Genomic DNA, 18,667 nt, shown 5'->3' with positions numbered 1-18,667 from the left:
AACCCCCTTGGCCGCCATCCTCCCCGGGCGCAAACTGGGCGCGGTCGTCCAGGATCGGGTGAGCCGGTTGCCCGAGCTCGCCGCCCTGCCGATCTTTCTCGGCCGCGTCTTCTACCACCTCTTCGCCGACGTCATCCTCCGCCGCAAGTACGGCAAGACCGTCGTCCGCCACATGAGCGACATGACGATCGGCGTCAACGCGCTGTTCGTCGGCGGCGGCATGGTCTTCGTCATCTTCGCCATGTCGTTCTTCACCGGCGCGATCGTCGGAGTCCAGGGCTACCCCTCCCTGGAACGGCTCGGCGTCGAGTCCTTCACCGGGCTCGTCTCCAGCTTCTCCAACATCCGCGAGCTCGGCCCGGTCATCACCGGCATCGCGCTGATCTCCCAGGTCGGCAGCGCCTGCACCGCCGAGATCGGCGCGATGCGCATCAGCGAGGAGATCGACGCCCTGGAGGTCATGGGCATCAACTCCATCGCCTACCTGGTGTGCACCCGGATCGCCGCCACCGTCGTGGCACTCGTGCCGCTGTACCTGCTCGCCCTGTTCGCGAGCTTCTTCGCCACCCGCTTCATCACCGTGCAGTTCTTCGGGATGTCCGCGGGCGTCTACGACTACTACTTCGACCTCTACCTACCGCCCCAGGACGTGCTCTACAGCGTCGTCAAGGTGGTCGTCTTCGCTTTCATCATCATGTTCATCCACTGCTACCGCGGCTACTACGCCGCGGGCGGGCCGGTCGGCGTCGGCGTCGCCGCGGGACGTGCCATCCGCGAGTCCAGCGTCTCGATCGTGCTGGTGAACCTGCTGCTGTCCTACATCTTCTGGGGCAACGGAGGATCGGTGAGCCTCACCGGATGAGCGGATCAGACCTCTCCCTGTCACGCGCCTCCCGCGTCCGCTTCGGACTCGCCGGGACCGCGGTCCTCGCCGCGGCGGTCTGTGCCGCGGCCGCCGGGGCCATGCCGTCCGAGCCGCCGGCCCGCGAGTACACGGCGGTGTTCCACCGGGCCGGCCAGGGCCTGGACGCCAAGTCGCGGGTCAAGGTCCGCGGCATGACCGTGGGCACCGTCTCGTCGGTCACCCTCGACGCCCAGGGCCGCGCCGTCGTCCGGCTCCGGGTCGAGAAGGGCGTCCGCGTCCCCGAGACCGTCACCGCGAAGGTCGAGCCCCTGTCGGTGTTCGGCCCGAAGGACATCTCGCTGGACCTCGGCACGGGCGAGGGCACCGGCCCGTACCTGCCCGACGGCTCCGCGATCACCAGGACGACCGACCCCGCCGAGCTCGCCGAGACCGGCCGCCCCCTGGCCGAGCTCGCCGACGCGATCGACCCCGACGATGTCGCCACGGTCCTGCACACCCTCGCCGCCGCCCTCCGCGGCAACGGCGCGACCCTGCACCGGACCACGACCGACGCGGCGGCGATCCTCGACACCGCGCACGGCGACCTCGACCGCACCCGCCGGACCCTCAAGGACCTCGCCGTCCTCGGCGACGTCCTGGGCAGCAGGTCCACGAAGATCGGCCGGCTGATCGAGGACGCCGACACCGTCAGCGACACCCTCGCCGAGCACCCCGAGGACTTCGAGGCCACCCTCGCCAACGCCCGCACCCTCGCCGGGACGCTCTCGCGCACCCTGGAACGTGACGGCGACGCGATCGGCGGCCTCATCGACCGGGGAAGCCTCGTCAACGACACCCTCTACCCCCGGCAGGACGAGCTGGGCGAGCTGATCGGAGGGCTCAACGGGTTCTTCGGCGGCCTCGCCGCGATCCTCCAGCTCCCCGGCCCGGAAGGCACCAAGATGGGCGCCGTCAACCTCTTCGTCTCGCTCAACCTGTGCGACATCTTCACCGAGGAGTGCCCGGCCGGCTGGATGTACGGCGGCAGCCCCTCGGCCGGGAAGGAGCCGAAGTGATGGCGCGCGGCGCACGCGAGGCACGCGGCGGCGCGAAGCGCGGCCCGGCCCTGGGCGTGCTCATCAAGTTCACCGCCTTCGCGATCGCGACGTCGCTGCTGACCTATGTCATCGGGGCGCAGATCGTCGGCGCGGACTACGGCGACAAGTACGAGCTGAAGGCGTCCTTCGAGGACGTCGGCGGGCTCATCAAGGGCGACCTGGTGAAGGTCGCGGGCGCTCCCGTCGGCAAGGTCTCGGCCGTCGAGGTCGCCGCGGGCAGGGCCGTCGTCACCATGGAGGTCGAGAAGGACCTGCGGCTGCCCGCCGACAGCACCGCCGAGATCCGCTGGCGCAACCTCATCGGCCAGCGCCTCGTCTACCTCGTGCCCGGCGCGCAGACCGGCAGGTACCTGGAGGACGGGGCGACCCTCGCGGCGACCAAGGCGGTCGTGGACCTCGGCGAGATCGTCAACTCGCTCGGCCCGCTCACCGGCAGCCTCGACCCCGACCAGCTCAACAAGATCCTCCAGGCGACCGCGGCGATGCTCGACGGCAACGGCGACGACATCGGCCTGATGACCGTCGGCCTCCAGAACCTCGTCGGCTCCCTCGCCACCCGCAAGGACGACCTGACCTCGATCCTCGACAGCTACTCGACCCTGACCGAGACCGCCGTCCGCCGCGACGAGCAGATCGCCGGCGTCATCGACGACCTCGTCGCGATCAGCGAGGCGTTCGCCGGGAACACCGACGTGCTCGGCTCGGCCGGCACCGAACTCGCCCAGGTCAGTGAGGTGCTCGACCAGGTCATCAGCGGCAACCAGCGCGAACTCGACAGGACCGTGGCCAACCTGGACACGGTGGTGAAGACCGCCGTCGGGAACATCGACGAGCTCGACCAGATCGTCACCGGCCTGCCGCCCGCGCTGCGCTCCCTGTTCGCCGTCACCAACGGCGGCCACTACGTCCGGATCAACGCCATGTGCCTGAACATCGTCCAGGGCGAGTGCCCGACGCAGATGAAGCTCTCCGGCCCCGGCAACACCACGAGCAGGCAGCAGATGCTCGACGGCCAGGAGACGCTGGCCGACCTCGTCGCCCGGCTCACGGGCTCGGCCCCCGAAGGGGGGAACGGCTGATGGCGCTGCCTTCGCTGCGCGACCTGAACCGGCGGATCGTCGCGCTGGTCTCGCTGTCCCTGCTCATCGGATGCATCGGGTTCGCCTTCCTGTACGGCCAGGTCGGCCTGTTCCAGGGCGGCTACCACGTCACCGGCGTGTTCACCGAGACCGGCGGGCTCAAGGAGGGCGACGACGTGCGCCTGGCCGGGGTCAAGGTCGGCAAGGTCACCGCGATCGACCCCGACTTCGACCGCGGCAAGGTGCGGATCACGTTCCGCGTCGAGTCCGGGATCGACCTCGGGCCGCAGACCCGCGCCGACGTCCAGCTCGCGAACCTCCTCGGCGGCCGGTACCTCAAGCTCACCGGTCCCGTCCAGGAGCCCTACCTCGCCGACCTCTCCGAGACCAAGCGGGAGATCCCCGAGGACCGGACCGGGACGCCGTACACGGTCGTCGCGGCGCTCAACAAGACGACGGGCGACCTCGGCAGGCTCGACATGAAGTCGATCACCAGGATCCTCGAGGAGACCGAGAAGATCGACCTGCCGTCCCGGGAGAACCTGAACAGGCTTCTCACCAACGTGAGCACGCTGAACGCCGCGCTCAACGCCAAGAGCCCGCAGTTCCAGCAGCTCATCGCGGACGCCAACCGGCTCACCGGGGTCCTCGCCACCAAGAACGACGACCTGGCCCGGCTGCTGGAGGCGTCCCAGACCCTCCTGGAGACACTGACCGAGCACAGGGACGAGCTCGCCTCCTCGCTCGGGAACAACGCCAGGGTCGTCGACACGCTCGCCGACGTCGTCGGCAAGCGCGGCAAGGAACTGGACGACCTGCTGGCGAACCTGCACACCCTGACCCGGCGGCTGGAGCCCCGCATGGCCGACCTGAACACCGATCTCGCCCTGCTCGGCCCGACCTTCCAGGGCCTGGCCAACGCGGGCAGCACCGGCGACGGGCTCGCCGCGATGATCACGGGGCTCGGCATCCTTCAGGGCACCCAGACGATCCTGCCCCCGGAGGCCCGGCCGTGAAGACCCGTCTCGCGGCGCTCGGCGCCGCGCTCCCGCTGCTCCTGTCCGGAGGCTGCTCGGCGCTGCCGGGCGGCGGCACCTCGATCACCGTGTACTTCGACCGCGCGACGAGCTTCTACGAGGGCTCGCACGTCATGGTCATGGGCGTCGACGTCGGGACCGTGGACGAGGTGGAGATCCAAGGGGACCGGATCCGGGTCACCGCCACGGTCGAGTCCGGCGTGCCGCTCCCTGCCGACGTCAAGGCGTCGATCATGCCGCTCAACCTCGTCGGCGAACGCAACCTCGTCCTGTATCCGGCGTACACGCCGGGCAAGCCGAAGGCGAAGGACGGGCACGTCATCGAGCAGGCCGACACGACCCTGCCGATCGAGACCGACGAGGCGCTCGCCGCGTTCACCGAGGTGCTCGACGCGATCGACCCGCTCCAGGCCCGGCGCGTCACGCAGAAGGCGGCGGCCGCGTTCGAGGGCAACGGGCAGGCGTTCAACGCCGCGCTCCAGCAGACCGGCCAGCTCACCGAGACCCTCGGCGGCCAGGCCGACGCGCTCGCCGAACTCGCCGACAACCTCGCGTCCGTCGCGAAGGTGGTCGAGGGCAAGGAGGACGCGCTCGGCACGATGATCGAACAGGTCTCCTCGGCCACCGAGGTCTTCGCCCAGGAGCGCGACGCGATCAAGCAGCTGGTCGAGGGGCTGGTCCGGCTCGTCCGGAGCGGTGACGTCCTGCTGGAGAAGTACGAGGGCACCCTCGCCGACGACGTCCGGGTCCTCACCCAGGTGTCCCTGATCGTCAAGGGCAACAGCGGACGGCTCGCGCAGCTCATCGAGGCGCTGCCGGGCGTCGCGCGGGCGTTCCTCAAGTCCTGGAACCGCAAGAGCCACATCGCGGAGCTCCAGTTCGCGGTGGACCCCTCCCTGCGCGCGCTGATGAAGCAGCTCGGCATGCCCGAAGAGTGCCTGCTGCCTTCACCGACGTTCTCCAACTGCCCCTGGGAGGACAAGTGAGACGGCTCGTCCCGCTGCTCGCCGCGGCCGCGCTCGTCGCGGGCTGCTCGCCCTCGACCCTCGGCGCGCCGACCGGCGACGTCACGCTCGTCGCGACCTTCCCCGACGTGCAGAACCTCGTCGCCGGGCACAGCGTGCAGATGAGCGACATCCCGATCGGCAGCGTCGTCAGCGTCAAGCGGGTCGGATACCAGGCCGAGGTGCGGTTCTCCATCGAGGACGACTACCGGATCCCCGAAGGGGCCGCGGCCGAGATCGCGCAGACGTCACTGCTGGGCGAGAACTACGTCGAACTGACCCTTCCCGACGGATCGGACATGACGACCGGACCGTTCCTCCGCGACGGCGCCCGGATCACCCGCACCAGCGTCGCGCCGCAGTTCGAGCAGGTCGCCGGGGACGCGGGCCGGATCCTGGAGGCCATCAGCGGCGACGACCTCGCCACCCTCGTCAACGAGACCGCGACCGCCCTCGACGGCCAGGGCCCGGCGCTCAACAAGATGGTCGCCCAGTCCGCCGACCTCGTCGCCGCGTTCGCCGAGCAGCGCGACGACCTGGGCCGGGCCATCGGACGCCTCGCCGACCTCGGCGAGACCCTCAAGGCGCACAACGGCACTCTCCGGACCAGCCGGATCAACGAGACCATCGGCCTCATCGAGCGGAACAAGACCGAGATCCTCGGCACCGTCGAGGACCTCACCAAGACCGCGCGCAGGCTCAACGACAAGGTCTTCGCCGGGCGGGCCGAGAAGATGCGGCTGCTCATCAAGCGGCTCGACCCGACCCTCGCGACCCTCGGCGGCAGCAGCGACAAGATCTCCGCGCTGGTGAAGAGCCTCGTCGGGTTCCAGGAGGTGCTGCCGAAGGTCGTCTGGGACGGGCAGCTCATGGTCTACGGGGCGCTCAAGCTCGGGCTCTACAACAACGCGTCGGAGGAGGCCAGCGACGTGCTGCCCTTCCTCGACCAGATCATCCAGGGGGGCGGCCGGTGAACGGGCGGCGCATCCTGATCAACGTCGCGGTCTTCGCGCTGCTGTCCGTCGCGCTGACGGGCTGGGCGCTGGCCGGCGTCGTCCGGTTCGACTTCGTCGAGCGGCCGTACACGATCAGCGCGGAGTTCACCTCCTCGCCGGGCCTGCACGAGAACTTCGAGGTCGCCTACCTGGGCATCCGGGTCGGCAAGATCCGGTCGCTGCGGCTCGACGCGCCGCACCACATGGTCGTCGCGGAGCTGGCGATAGACCGGGGAGTGCGGATCCCGGCCGAGCTCACCGCGGCCGCCGGGCGCAAGTCGGCGGTCGGCGAGCCGTACGTCGACCTCGCGCCCCGGCCCGGCACGGACCTCGGCCGGCACATCGAGCCGGGCGGGCGGATCACCAAGGAGCACACCTCGGTGCCCGTCGCGTACGGCGACCTGTTCGCGCAGGTCATCGACGGGCTCAAGGCGATCGACCCGGCATCCACCAAGATCCTCTTCCGGGAGCTCGCCGCCGGATGGGAGGGCCGGGAGGACTCGCTGCGCCAGATCGTCGACGGCAGCGCGGCGCTCACCGAGGCGTTCGTCGGCCGGACCGAGCTGATCGACGGGCTCACCGGGGACCTGTCCGAGCTCACCCGATCGCTCGCGGGGCGTCCCGAGGCGCTCGGCTCCAGCATCGACAACGCCGCGGCCCTGCTCGGCCCGCTGTCGGATCTGCGCGCCGAACTGCGCGAGGTGCTGGAGCGCTCACCCGCCCTCACCACCCGCCTCGCCGACCTCACCACCGCGACCGACCCCTACCTCGGCTGCGCCGTCGGCGCCCTCGACGACGCGCTCGGCACCATCGCCACCCCCGCGAAGATGAAGGACGTGCGCGAGACCCTCGGCATGGCCGGGACGCTCATCAGCGCGCTGGACGACATCATCCGGCCCACCTCCGCCGGCCCCGCGCTCAACCTCTCCGCGGTCATCTCCACCAAGGGAGAGGCGCCCCTGGAGTACCGGGACCCGATTCCGCAGCCCACGGTCCCGGAGATCCCGGAGTGCGCGAGCGGCGCGGATCCGTTCAAGGCACCCGCGCCTAGTGAGAAATCTGAGCAAAAGCGGCAGACTGAGGCGGCCGCGCCGTCACCCACCACCCCGGCCACGACGAGCACGGCCGTCGCCAGGCCCGTCGCCGAGGCGTCGCCGGGCGGGCCGCCCGGCTGGCTCGTGTGGCTCCCGCCGGTGCTGGCCCTCGCCGTGCTGGCGCGGGTCGCGGCCAAGACCCTGCCCGTTCTGATCCGGCGCCGGAGCCGGTGACCCCCCGAGGAGGACCGATGAGCACGACCAGCGGAAAGAAGCCGGTGCGGCGGGTCCGCGTCATCGAGATCGTCGATGAGGACGACACCGGCGCCGAACTGGACGAGGCGACGGTGCGGGCGGTCCTCGCGGCGGCGGACGCGGAGGAGGCGGCGGAGGCGGAGGCCGCGGCCGGGAAGGCCGCGGAGACGGACGACGTCGAACTCGACGACATCGAGGAGATGGAGGCACCCGAGAAGGCGGAGGCGTCCGAGAAGGCGGAGGCCCTGGAGAAGGCCGAGGAGCCCGCGAAGGCTCCCGCCGAGAAGAAGGGCTCCGGCGGGGACACCAAGGCGTCCGGGCGCCTTGTGCAGATCCTCTCGGCCGCCGTCGCGGTCCTCGCCGTGCTCGCCGCCGTCGGGCTCTTCCAGTGGCGGTCGGCCGCGGCCGCCGACGCCGATCGCGCCGAACTCGTCAAGCGGATCGCGGCCTTCGGCGACGTCATGGCGACGTTCTCCTACGCCGACGTCCAGGCCGCCAACCACAAGACGCTGTCCTATCTCACCGGGGACGCCAGGACCGAGCGCGAGAAGCTCGATCTCGCGGAGTTCGGGAAGCGCCTCACCGCGCAGAAGGCCGACCTGACGTCGAAGACCTACGCCGTCTACGTCGGGAGCGTCGACGGCATGATGGCCAGCGCCGTCCTGGTGTTCGACCTGTCGATCGAGGCCCCCGCGCTGAGCCAGTCCCAGACCATCTCGCGCAGCCACCTGACGCTCGGCCTCATCAAGGTCGACGGCACCTGGATGATCAGCTCGATGGTCCCGGCCGGCAGCGAGAGCGCCACCGGAACCGCGGTCCCGGGCGTCGAGGGCGCGACGGAGACGCCGGCGCCGGTCCCGTCAGCTCCGGCCGACACGGAGTCACCGAAGGCCGGTGACTAGGGCGGACGCGGTTTTGGGTCAGGACCGGCTCGGGGTATCGGCTGTCCGGCGGCTGTCAACGGGGCGGACCGTGGATGACAATGGCCCGGTGGAGAGCGAGGAAGACACGCTGATCGGCGAGTTCGGGCTGCTACTGAGCGTCAGCTCGCGGCTGGAGCGGATCGCCGGGCGGGCACTGGAACGGCGGGCGGGGATCTCCCACGTCATGCTCGAGGTGCTGCTGCGCCTGGAGCAGGGTTGCGTGTCGATGAGCCACATGGCCCAGGAGATGATCCTCACCAGCGGCGGCATGACCCGGCTGATCGACCGGATGGAACGGGCGGGCCTGCTCACCCGGCACACCTCCGAGACCGACCGGCGCGTCCAGAAGGCGTCCCTCACCGCGAAGGGCCGCGAGACCCTGGCCCGCGCCAGGGCCGTCCACACCCAGACCCTCCAGGAGTTCTACGCGGGCCCCCTCGACGACGCCGAACGCGCCGTCCTCCGCACCGCCCTGGAGCGCCTCGACGCCAAGGGCCGCGCCGAACTCCCGTCCCTCGGCTAGTCGCGCGGGACACCCCGGGGGCGGGCCTGGTCGCCGCCCCCGGGATCGCACGTCACAGGTAGCGGGCGGCGTTCGCCTCGGCGGGGGAGTCGTCGCCGGTGACGCCGTTCGGGCCCTTCGGCACGCCGTCGTCGATCGCCTCGGGCGCGTTGATGGTGACCCGGTGCATCTTGCGGCGCTGGACGTAGTCGGCGACGGCGTAGTGCTGCGTCGGCCGGTTGTCCCAGAACGCCATGGTGCCGACCCGCCAGTTGAGCCTGACCTGGAACTGCGGGTCGCGGACCGCGTCGAACAGCAGCGGCAGGATCGCCTCGTTCTCGCGCCGCGACAGCCCGATGAGCCGGGTGACCGAGCTGCGGTTCACGTACAGCGCCTTCCGCCCGGTCTCCGGGTGCACCCGCACGACGGGGTGGACGACCGGCGGGTTCTTCTCCTGGAGGTCCCGGAGGTCCATCCGGTGCCCCTTGTCGATCGCCTTGGAGACCGACATCGTCAGGTCGTGCTCGGCGTAAAGCTCGTCGACGAGCCTGCGCAGCCACGGCGCCAGCGACTCGTACACGAGGTACATGTTGGCCCACAGGGTGTCCCCGCCGACCTCCGGCAGGATGACGGCCCGCAGCATCGACCCCATCGGCGGCGTCCGCATGAACGTGTTGTCACTGTGCCACTGGTCGCCGCCCTCCCCCTTCGGGTCGGTCTGGTCCAGCACGTGCACCGCGGACCCGCTGGTGTCCATCGGCGGCAGGTTCGCCGTCCCGAACTGCTTCGCGAACGCCACATGCTGCTCGTCGGTGATGTGCTGGTCCCGGAAGAACAGCACCCCGTGATCCAGCAACCCCGTCCGGATCGCCTGAACCTGCTCCGGCTCAAGCCCCTCCCGCAGATCCACCCCCGAGACCTCAGCCCCGATGTTCCGCGTGACCTTCCGAAACTCCACCATGCGCCGAGCCTCTCCCTGAACGATCAGACACAAGCACTTGCTTGGTTGAATGTACCGCGCACACATTTTTTTGCCCAGACCCGTTTTCCCCGGACGGGGTCGCCGTTCGGCGGGGTGCCCTGGGCATGACGACGGCCAGGGCCGCGGGGGAGCGGGCCTGGCCGTCGTTGTGTGGCGTTCGCGTCGGTTCGCGATGATTTTGGGTTATCGGCTGTAGAACTCCACCACCTGCTGTTCGTCGCACACCACGGGGATCTCGCGGCGTTCGGGGAGGCGTTCCAGTTTGGCGATGAGGGCGTCGGTGCGGACGTCCAGGTAGGGGGCGTTGGCCGCGGGGGCGTAGCCGCCCTGGGCCGCCGTCTGGAACGGAAGCATGGGCTTGCTGCGCTCGTGGACGGAGATGAAGTCGCCCGGGCGCAGGCGGTAGGACGGGCGGTCGACCCGCTTGCCGTTCACCAGGATGTGGCGGTGCACCACGAACTGGCGCGCCTGGTAAATGGTGCGGGCGAAGCCCGCGCGCAGCACGATCGCGTCGAGCCGGCGCTCGAGGTCGACGACGAGGGCCTCGCCCGTCTTGCCTTCGACCTTGCGGGCCCGCTCGAACGCCAGGCGCAGCTGCGCCTCGCGGATGTTGTACTGCGCGCGCAGCCGCTGCTTCTCCAACAGCTGGTCCTTGTAGGGCGAATCCTTCTTGCGGCTGCGTCCGTGCACACCAGGCGGGTAGGGACGGGCCTCGAAGTACTTGACGCACTTCGGCGTCAGGGGGACGCCGAGGGCCCGGGAGAGCTTCGCCTTGGGGCGGGGGTTGTTCAACTTTCCTCCTTCGTGATTAGGTTAGCCTTACTAAGGCTAGCCTAACCTAATGGAGTCTACCGTGACCAAGGGTCCCAGTGCGGCGGAACGGGTGCGCACTCTCGCCTACGGCGTGGCCGGCGCCACGCTGGCGGTCCTCGGCCTCGACGAGGAACTGACCGTCGCGGCCCACGCCACCGGTGACGATGGCGTGCCCCTGTTGCTCATGCCGACGGAAACCGCCATCGTGCAGGCGCTCAGGCAGGAGCCCGACCTTCCGGCCACCCTGTGCGTGAACGACCTCGCCCCCGTGCCGCTCGCCGACCGCGTCCGCGGCACCGCCTGGCTGCACGGCTGGGTCAGCGAGGTTCCGCTCGAAGGGCGTCGTGAGGCCGCCATCCGCATCTCCCGGCTGCACCCGCGCGCCGACCTCCTCGACATCGGGGCCCGTATCCCCGCCGAGCAGGAATGGACCGTGCTCAGCCTCGACATCGCCGAAGCCGAGATCGACGACCTGTGGGGTGAGGAGTCCATCGAGCCCGAGGACTACGCCGCGGCCCGGCCCGACCCGTTCGTCGCGGTCGAGTCCGGCATGGTCGCCCACCTCGACGCCGAACACCGGACCGAGCTCGTCGCCCTGTTCCGGGCCCGGTACGGACGGGTGGTGCCCGAACCCGTCGTCCGGGCCGTCGGCCTCGACAGGTTCGGCCTGCGCGTCCGCTGCTCCCCGCCCGCGAGCGGCGGCCCCGCCCCCTTCGACCTGCGCTTCGACTTCCCCAAGCCCGTCCGCGACCTCAACGGGCTGCGCTGCGCCTACCGCAAGATGTTCGGTTTCGCCCGCGACAGCGCCGCCTGAGACCCCCGAACGCGGCGAAGCCGCCCTCCGGCGCGGTGAGGGCGGCTTCGCCGTATCTCTTCGTCCTGCCCGGCCGTCCCGCACGGCGCGCGGTGCGGGCGGCCCCTATCCCTTCCGCGTGGCGCGCGCGGAGAGGGCACTTCCCCGGCCCTTTCCGCGCTCGCGCGCGGCGGGCCCCGGCCTCAGCGGCGCTCGACGCGGAACGACATCACGCGGCCGTCCAGCTCGCGCTTGCCGCCCTCGTTGCAGTCGTCGTTGCGGATGATGACGTTCTCGCTGAACAGCAGCGTCGCCTCGACCGTGGAGCCCTTGTAGCGGCCGCCGACGATCTTGGCGTGCTGCAGGCGGAGGTTCGCCAGGCTGCCCCACAGTTTCCCGTGGTTGACCTTGGAGTGGCTGCCGTCGTCCCAGCGGATGAAGCCGCCCGCGTGCCCGTGCCGCACGGTGCCGCTGGTGTGCCGGTGCGAGTCGCACGACACCTTCGCGCCCGCCTTCAGGTGGAACGTCCCGCTCGTCACCGACGGCCGCCCGTGCGTGATGCACGTCCCGAGGTCGAGGTCCCCGTTCACGTGCGTCTTGCGCAGATCCCCGTTCCGCGCTCCCGGGTGCAGGAACAGCTCGGCCCCGCCGCCTCCGCACGCGACCCGCACCCCACCGGGCCCGGCCGCCGCCGCGGCCTCCCCCGCGGAGGCCACCCCCCCGACCCCGACCGCCAATGCCAGCCCGCCACCAGCCAGCATCGCCTTCAGCCGAGCATCCATGCGTCCCCCTCTTCCTCGGGCCGCCCCCGCGACCCCTCGCCGCCTCACCTACCCCCGCAAGATCATCACCATGGAATCCCGCACACCAAGATCACTTCAACCCCTCACCGGGTCCCCCCGGCCGATCGGTCATTCCCGCTCGTACTCCTCGGGAAGAACGGCGGAGCGAACCGCTCGGGCACGTCGGCCGCGTCGAATCCCGGCTCGCGCAGGCGTCCCGCGGCCTCCTGCGGGCTCCACCGGATCCGGTCCGCGGCGGTGCCGGCGCGGCACGCGGAGACCGCCCTGCCGATCTTCGGGAGGGCGGCCGGAAGCGTCAGAGGGATTCGAGGGTGGTGTAGAGGTCGTTCCAGAGGTCTTCGGGGTGTTCGATGCCGACGGCGAGGCGGATGGTGCCCTCGGTGAAGCCGGCGGCGGCCAGGGCCTCGGCGGAGTACATGCGGTGGGAGGTGCTGGCCGGGTGGATGGCGAGGGTCTTGGCCTCGCCCAGGGACGCGGTGAGGGCGATGAGCTTCGTCGACTCGATGAAACGGCGGCCCGCGTCGCGGCCGCCGGTCAGGTCGAAGGCGAGGACGCCGCCGGCGCCGTCGGCGAACTGGTGGGCGGCGATCTTGTGGTCGGGGTGGGTGGGGAGGCCAGGGTAGGAGACGGAGGCGACCTTCGGGTGGGCCAGGAGGCGCTCGGCGAGGAACTGGGCGTTGGAGCTGTGCCGGGCGACGCGCAGGCCGAGGGTGGAGAGGCCGCGCAGCAGGAGGTAGGCGGCGAAAGGGTCAAGGGTCGGGCCGGTCTCGACGACCTCCGCCCAGACCGCGCGCTCGTCCTCGGGCGTGGCCAGCACCACGACGCCCGCGACGGCGTCGCCGTGTCCGCAGATGTACTTGGTGGCCGAGTGCAGCACCGCGTCGGCCCCGAACTCCAGCGGACGGCACAGCAGCGGCGTCGCGAAGGTGTTGTCGACGATCTTCTTGACGCCTTCGGGCACCGCGTCGAAGAGGGGCCGGAAGTCGGGGACCCGGGTGGTGGGGTTGGCGATGGTCTCCAGGTAGAGGACCTTGGTGTTCGGCCGGACCGCGGCCGCGACCTCCGCGGCGTCCTCGCCCGAGACGTAGGTGACCTCTACGCCCCACTTCTCCTTGAGCGTCTCCAGGGTGCCGTAGGTGCCGCCGTACAGGCAGCTCTGCGCGATGACGTGGTCGCCGGAGCGCAGGAACGCCTTGAGGACCGCGTTGACGGCCGCCATGCCGGAGGCGGTGGCGACGGCTCCCGCGCCGCCTTCCAGGTCGGCGAGCGCCGCTTCGAAGGAGCGGACCGTGGGGTTGCCGAGCCTGCTGTAGAAGGGCGGCTGCGCCGGGCCGTCGAACGCCGCGGCCATGCCCTCGGCGCTGTCGAAAGCGAAGAGGTGCCCCTGATAGATCGGCATGCCGAGGGGAGTGCTGCCCTGCGGCTGGATGATCGGGGTGTGGACGGCTCGGGTCTCCGGACGAAGGTCGCTCATGCCTCAAGTGTGACCCCGGGCGACCAGGGCAAACAGCGCCAATCCCGAAGAAGTGGCCTATTTCGCCTGTGATATTCCCGGCACCCGTTCGGCGCCCGGCCCGCGCGGAGCCCAGGGCGTCAGGAGCCGGAAGAACCCTCGGCCGCCTCGCGGGCGGCCCGCTTGGCGGCGCGCTCGGCCTGCTCGGCCGCGTCCAGGGCCGCCGCCTGCTCCGGGGTGGGGGCGGTGCCGCCGCGGTGCGCGGGCTGCCACCACTGGCCCGTGCCGTCGGTCGGGTAGGCGCTCTCGGCCTTGTCCACCAGCTGCTGCATCCGGGTGCGTAGCTCTTTGGTGACCTGGTCGTAGTCGTCGCCGCGCTTGGGGTACATCGGCTCACCGACGAGGATGGTGATGTGCGTGCCGCGCTGCCACAGCTTCCGCTTGCGGCCCTTGGTCCACAGGATCTGGGTGCCCCAGAGCGCCACGGGGATCAGCGGCACCTTGCCCGCGACGGCCATCCGCACCGCGCCGTTCTTGATCTCCTTGACGGTGAAGGACTGGCTGATCGTGGCCTCGGCGAACACGCCGACGACCTCGCCCTCCTTGAGCGCCTTCAGCGCCGCGATGTAGGAGGACGCGCCGTTCTCCCGGTCGACGGGGATGTGGTGCATGCCCCGCATGAGCGGACCGGCGATCTTGTTGTCGAAGACCTCCTTCTTCGCCATGAAGCGAACGAGGCGGCCCGCCGGGTTCGCGCCGAGCCCGGCGAAGATGAAGTCCAGGTAGGAGATGTGGTTGCTGCACAGCACAGCCCCGCCCGTGGCCGGGATGTTCTCGTGCCCTTCGACCTTGAGCTTCAGGCCGAGCACCTTGAACATGATCTTCGCGGCACGGATGACCGGCGGGTACACGATCTCGCTCATACGGAGAAACCTAACCTACGTCGGCGTAACCCCCGAAACGGCGAGGGCCACAAAACCCCGGGACGAGTTTTGCAGCCTCTCACCTTGCGGCGGCTCCCGTGCCCTTTCCGGATCACCGGGCCTCGGCGTCGGCCCGCGACGTCCGGCGGCGTGCCTCCGGGTTCGCGATCACCGGGGGCGGCCCGTCCGGCAGCGGGACGTTCCGGGACCCGAGGATCCGGCGCAGCATCCCGGGCCGGAACAGCGCCGTCGGCTCGACGCCGAGGCCGAGCGCGTCGATGAGCCGTCCGCAGACGACGGGGTCGACGTTCGCGGCCCGCACCGCGTGGTCCACCGCGGCGTTGAGCGCGCGGGTGTGCGCCCGGACGGGCGGGCCCTGGGTGTCGGTGTAGCGGCGGTCCTCGCCGGTGGAGATCAGCCAGGCGCCGGACCCGGCCCGGTGGGCGCGCTGCTGGTACCAGCGGGTGGTGCGGTCCTCGGCGAGCATCCGCCCGAGTTCCAGGGCGCTGCGCGCCGCGACGGTCATGCCCTGGCCGTAGATGGGGTTGAAGGCGCAGACGGAGTCGCCGATGGCGGCGAAGCCGGCGGGCCAGTCCTTCATCCGCTCGTAGTGCCTGCGATGTCCCGCGGTGTGCCGGTAGGAGACGATCGGGGTCAGCGGCTCGGCGTCCTTGATCGCGTCGTACAGGACGGGATGGCGCAGTCCGCGGGCGAAGCCGAGGAACCCGTCGTCGGTGGTGGCGGGGTAGTCCCGGCCTGCGCCGCTGAGGCTGCAGATCCAGGTGCCGTCCTCCTGGGGGAAGAGGCCGCCCGTGCGCTTGTGGAGGGGGGCGCCCGCCTGGATGTAGAGGGCCCGCCAGTCGGCGTCGAAGCCTTCGGGGACGGCGAAGCGGCGGGAGGCGTAGCCGAGAAGGGGGTCGATACGGGTCTCGTCGGGGAAGGGTCGGCCGAGTTTGGCCAGCCACTCGGGCGCCCGGGAGGAGCGTCCGGTGGCGTCGACGACGAGGTCGGCGTCCATGGGCTGGGCGATGGCGTGCGCGCCGCGCTCGCGCCAGCGGACCCCGGTGACCGCCCGGTTGCCGCGCGAGGCGGTCAGCTCGGTGACCTCCACGCCGGTGCGGACGGTGAGGCGCTCGTGCGCGAAGAGCCGTTCCCGGACGGCGTGGTCGAGCATGCCGCGGCTGAACGTGAGCAGGCGGCTGACGCCGTCGAACCTCTTGCGCCAGCCCTGGGAGGTGAGCCAGAGGAGATCCGCGGGCAGCCGGAGGTCGGGGACGCCCCGCTCGACGAACTCCTGTTCCAGCCCGGGGAAGAGACCCTCCAGGAGGCCGAGGCCGTGGTTCCACAGGACGTGCAGGTGACGTCCTTGCGCGACGCCCGGACGGTCGGCGGGACCTTCCGGGTAGGTGTCGCGTTCCAAGAGGGTGACCTGCGCGAAGTGGTCGGTGAGGACGCGGGCGGCGAGCAGGCCCGCCATGCTTCCTCCGACCACGATGGCGTGTTCGCGTGACTCCATGCTGCGATTTTCGATGCTCTGTGCCACTCTCGCCACCCGATTGCCTGTCCAATTTGTCCATTCAGGACGAACCAGAAATAAAGTAACAAAGATCTCGTATTTACAGTTGCTGGGACAAAAGAGAATAGTGGACTGGGTCATGATCCACGGCATGGAGGGAGTCACCATGACCGTCACCGCGGGGACCGAGGGGCGCACGCGCCCGCCGTCGCGCACTCAGCACCACCGCACCGTGAAGAAGGAGCTGTCCGAGACGCCCCACCCGGCCTGGGTCGAGCGGATGATCGCCGACCTGCGCCCCGACTGGGAGGGTGTCCTCGCCTCCCCGGTCTTCACCGCCACCGCCGCCGACGGAGTCTCCGACGAGACGTGGCGGACGATCGTGAAGGAGTTCTTCTGCGTCGTCGAGGCGTTCCCCAAGTACATGGGGGTCCACCTCGGCCGCACCACCTACGGCAAGCGCGACGGAGACCTGCTCGCCCGCGACTGGCTCATCGGCAACATCCGGACCGAGGCCCTGCACGCGCAGTGGTTCATCGACTGGGGCGTGTCGCTGGGCCTCACCGAGGAGGAGATCATCTCCCACCGGCCCGGTCCGGAGGTCGCCTCGCTGTACGAGTTCCTGTGGTCGGTGGCCTACCGCGGCTCCGTCGCCGAGGCGTTCGGCGCGGTCAACTACGCCATCGAGGGCACGACGGGCGAATGGACCCGGCTCGTCATGCCGGCCTTCCGGGAGCGGCTCGGCGACGACAAGTACGGCCTGATGTGGCTGGCCGAGCACGCCGAGTACGATGACGCGCACCCGCGGGAGGCACTGGAGCTCATCAAGCTCACCGTCCGCGACGATGACGACCGCGTCGCCGTCACGGACGCCGTCCGCCGCTCGCTGGAGTTGTTCCGGCGGGGGTTCGACGCCTGCGCGCGTTGACGGACGCTTCAGGCCGTGACCGTGCGTACCGGACGGCCCCCCTCGGGGGAGTCCGGTACGCACGGTTATGGCCGAATGAGGCCGATTTGTTATTGCGCCCCCAAGTTAAGACCTGGTTATTAATCTGTGACCTCGGTTGACCCGATCAGGCCTGACGGCATAGCTGTAGGGAAAGCGCTCAGGGCGACGAGGACGGGGACGTGACGTAATGAGCCAGCTGACCGCGGTGGACGCCGGTTTTCTCAACATCGAGGGGGACCGGACCCGAGCGCACATCGGTGGTCTCGGGATCATCGACACCACACTGTGCCCGGGGGGCAAGCTCACCCGGGCGGACATGGTCGAGCTGGTGCGGGAACGGGCCCATCTGGCCCGGCCGCTGCGCAGCAGGCTCGTCCAGGTCCCGTTCGGCCTCGACTTCCCTTATTGGGAGGACGATCCGGCGTTCGACGCCGAGCGCCACGTGCACGAGGTGGCGCTGCCCTACCCGGGCGACGACCGGCAGCTCGGCCTGGAGGTCGCCCGGATCCACGAGCGCCCCCTCGACCGCCGCCGCCCGCTGTGGGAGCTGTACCTGATCCAGGGTCTGGAGGGCGGCCGCGCCGCCATCTACTGCAAGGTGCACCACGCGTGCGTCGACGGGGTGCTCGCGGCCGAGACCCTCGCCGCGCTGCTCGACCTCTCGCCCGAGGGAAACACCCCGCCTCCCTTCACCGGTGAGCGCCTGACCCCGCCCGGCCTGGTCCCGATGCTCACCCAGAGCGCCCGCCGCGTCGCGCTGCACCCGGTCCGCACCGCCGAGGCGCTGGCCAGGACCGTGCCCTATCTCGACCAGTTCCCGCTCGTCGGCCACCTGCCGGGCGTCCGGGAGATGTCGAGCGCGCTGCGCAAGGCGCTCGGCCGGGAGAACCCGCAGCCCGCCGACTTCGGCGCGGCCCCGCGCACCCCGTTCAACGCGCCGATCTCCCAGCACCGGACCTTCGCGTTCGGCTCGCTCCCGCTGGAGGACGTCAAGAAGGTCCGCCGGGCGCTGGGCGTCTCGGTGAACGACGTGGTGATGGCGATGTGCACCGGCGCGCTGCGGCAGTGGCTGCTGGACCACGACGCGCTGCCCGACCAGCCGCTCATCGCGGTCGTCCCGGTCTCGCTGCGGCGCAAGCACGGCAGGAGTGACGGCAACGCGCTGTCCGCGATGTTCGCCCCGCTGCCCGTGCACATCGCCGACGCCGAGGACCGCTTCTACGCGGTGCGCGGCGCGATGCGCGGCGTCAAGCGCAGGTTCGCGGTCTCCGGGCACTCCTGGTTCGAGGAACTGAGCGGCCTGCTGCCGCCCGCCGTCGCCGCCACGGTGACCCGGCTCGCCATGCAGGCGGCCCCGGCCCTGAACCCGGTCAACCTGCTCATCTCCAACGTGCCGGGCCCGCAGCAGCCGCTGTACGCCCGCGGCGCCCGCGTCCTGGCGTACTACCCGGCCTCGGTCATCACCGACGCGACGGGCGGCGTCAACATCACCGTCTTCTCCTACGACGGCAACCTCGACATCGGGATCATCGCCTGCCCCGACCTCGTCCCGGACGCCTGGAACATGGTCGACTACCTGCGCGACTCGCTCAACGAACTCCTCAAGCTCACCCGCGTCACCGTCGACGCCTGACGGCGTCCAGG

Annotated in this window: 18 protein-coding genes; 12 read left to right on the top strand and 6 right to left on the bottom strand. The window is 70.7% G+C overall.

The window, feature by feature from the left end:
• The first annotated feature begins 7 nt into the window (after nt 1-7).
• From EDD29_RS36665 to EDD29_RS36625, 9 genes are all read left to right on the top strand, one after another.
• Nucleotides 8-862: an ABC transporter permease gene (locus EDD29_RS36665; protein ID WP_123668794.1), complete on the top strand. Its 855-nt coding sequence runs from the start codon at nt 8-10 to the stop codon at nt 860-862.
• Complete coding sequence (locus EDD29_RS36660) at nt 859-1,920, top strand: MCE family protein (protein ID WP_123668793.1); 1,062 nt, start codon at nt 859-861, stop codon at nt 1,918-1,920. The genes EDD29_RS36665 and EDD29_RS36660 overlap by 4 nt, the downstream gene beginning before the upstream one ends.
• The gene (locus tag EDD29_RS36655; protein WP_123668792.1) at nt 1,920-3,041 is read left to right on the top strand and encodes an MCE family protein; all 1,122 of its coding nucleotides are present in this window, start codon (nt 1,920-1,922) and stop codon (nt 3,039-3,041) included. Before EDD29_RS36660 ends, EDD29_RS36655 begins: the two co-directional genes overlap by 1 nt.
• A complete protein-coding gene (locus EDD29_RS36650; protein WP_123668791.1) occupies nt 3,041-4,057 on the top strand; it encodes an MlaD family protein in 1,017 nt (338 codons plus the stop codon). Before EDD29_RS36655 ends, EDD29_RS36650 begins: the two co-directional genes overlap by 1 nt.
• Nucleotides 4,054-5,064, top strand: coding sequence for an MCE family protein (locus tag EDD29_RS36645; protein WP_123668790.1), 1,011 nt, complete (start codon nt 4,054-4,056; stop codon nt 5,062-5,064). Before EDD29_RS36650 ends, EDD29_RS36645 begins: the two co-directional genes overlap by 4 nt.
• The gene (locus EDD29_RS36640) at nt 5,061-6,056 is read left to right on the top strand and encodes an MCE family protein (protein WP_170201729.1); all 996 of its coding nucleotides are present in this window, start codon (nt 5,061-5,063) and stop codon (nt 6,054-6,056) included. The genes EDD29_RS36645 and EDD29_RS36640 overlap by 4 nt, the downstream gene beginning before the upstream one ends.
• Complete coding sequence (locus EDD29_RS36635; RefSeq protein WP_170201728.1) at nt 6,053-7,345, top strand: MCE family protein; 1,293 nt, start codon at nt 6,053-6,055, stop codon at nt 7,343-7,345. Before EDD29_RS36640 ends, EDD29_RS36635 begins: the two co-directional genes overlap by 4 nt.
• 17 nt (nt 7,346-7,362) lie before the next feature.
• Complete coding sequence (locus tag EDD29_RS36630) at nt 7,363-8,268, top strand: hypothetical protein (RefSeq protein ID WP_123668787.1); 906 nt, start codon at nt 7,363-7,365, stop codon at nt 8,266-8,268.
• 88 nt (nt 8,269-8,356) lie between these two features.
• A complete protein-coding gene (locus EDD29_RS36625) occupies nt 8,357-8,812 on the top strand; it encodes a MarR family winged helix-turn-helix transcriptional regulator (RefSeq protein WP_123668786.1) in 456 nt (151 codons plus the stop codon).
• A 52-nt stretch (nt 8,813-8,864) separates the two neighbouring features.
• Here the strand turns inward: EDD29_RS36625 and EDD29_RS36620 are convergent, their stop codons facing one another.
• Together EDD29_RS36620 and rpsD are read right to left on the bottom strand one after the other, a co-directional pair.
• Nucleotides 8,865-9,752, bottom strand: a complete 888-nt coding sequence (locus tag EDD29_RS36620; RefSeq protein ID WP_123668785.1) for a TauD/TfdA dioxygenase family protein — start codon at nt 9,750-9,752, stop codon at nt 8,865-8,867.
• Between the two features lie 204 nt (nt 9,753-9,956).
• Nucleotides 9,957-10,565: a 30S ribosomal protein S4 gene (gene rpsD / locus EDD29_RS36615; RefSeq protein ID WP_123668784.1), complete on the bottom strand. Its 609-nt coding sequence runs from the start codon at nt 10,563-10,565 to the stop codon at nt 9,957-9,959.
• Nucleotides 10,566-10,626: 61 nt separating this feature from the next.
• On the opposite strand from rpsD, the gene EDD29_RS36610 reads away from it, so the two are divergent.
• Nucleotides 10,627-11,400, top strand: a complete 774-nt coding sequence (locus tag EDD29_RS36610; RefSeq protein ID WP_246053192.1) for a DUF2470 domain-containing protein — start codon at nt 10,627-10,629, stop codon at nt 11,398-11,400.
• Nucleotides 11,401-11,582: 182 nt separating this feature from the next.
• Here EDD29_RS36610 and EDD29_RS36605 read toward each other — a convergent pair whose 3' ends face one another.
• From EDD29_RS36605 to EDD29_RS45985, 4 genes are all read right to left on the bottom strand, one after another.
• On the bottom strand, nt 11,583-12,161 hold the full coding sequence (locus EDD29_RS36605) for a hypothetical protein (RefSeq protein ID WP_148086216.1): 579 nt from the start codon (nt 12,159-12,161) through the stop codon (nt 11,583-11,585).
• 316 nt (nt 12,162-12,477) lie between these two features.
• Nucleotides 12,478-13,656 (bottom strand): trans-sulfuration enzyme family protein, encoded by a 1,179-nt coding sequence (locus tag EDD29_RS36600; RefSeq protein WP_123668781.1) that lies wholly within the window; start codon nt 13,654-13,656, stop codon nt 12,478-12,480.
• 119 nt (nt 13,657-13,775) lie between these two features.
• Nucleotides 13,776-14,558, bottom strand: coding sequence for a lysophospholipid acyltransferase family protein (locus EDD29_RS36595; RefSeq protein ID WP_123668780.1), 783 nt, complete (start codon nt 14,556-14,558; stop codon nt 13,776-13,778).
• 112 nt (nt 14,559-14,670) lie between these two features.
• Nucleotides 14,671-16,074: an NAD(P)/FAD-dependent oxidoreductase gene (locus tag EDD29_RS45985; protein ID WP_170201727.1), complete on the bottom strand. Its 1,404-nt coding sequence runs from the start codon at nt 16,072-16,074 to the stop codon at nt 14,671-14,673.
• A 151-nt stretch (nt 16,075-16,225) separates the two neighbouring features.
• Between EDD29_RS45985 and EDD29_RS36585 the strand changes: the two genes are divergently transcribed.
• Both EDD29_RS36585 and EDD29_RS36580 read left to right on the top strand, forming a co-directional pair.
• Entirely contained in the window at nt 16,226-17,002 is a 777-nt protein-coding gene (locus tag EDD29_RS36585; protein ID WP_211360124.1) for an iron-containing redox enzyme family protein, read from the top strand.
• A gap of 208 nt (nt 17,003-17,210) precedes the next feature.
• Nucleotides 17,211-18,656 carry a WS/DGAT/MGAT family O-acyltransferase gene (locus EDD29_RS36580; protein ID WP_123668779.1) on the top strand — a complete coding sequence of 482 codons (1,446 nt, stop codon included), beginning with the start codon at nt 17,211-17,213 and terminating at the stop codon, nt 18,654-18,656.
• Nucleotides 18,657-18,667: the final 11 nt, after the last annotated feature.

The organism is Actinocorallia herbida (assembly GCF_003751225.1).
In the GTDB taxonomy this organism is placed as follows: domain Bacteria; phylum Actinomycetota; class Actinomycetes; order Streptosporangiales; family Streptosporangiaceae; genus Actinocorallia; species Actinocorallia herbida.
This window is presented reverse-complemented; position numbering and strand designations above follow the sequence as displayed.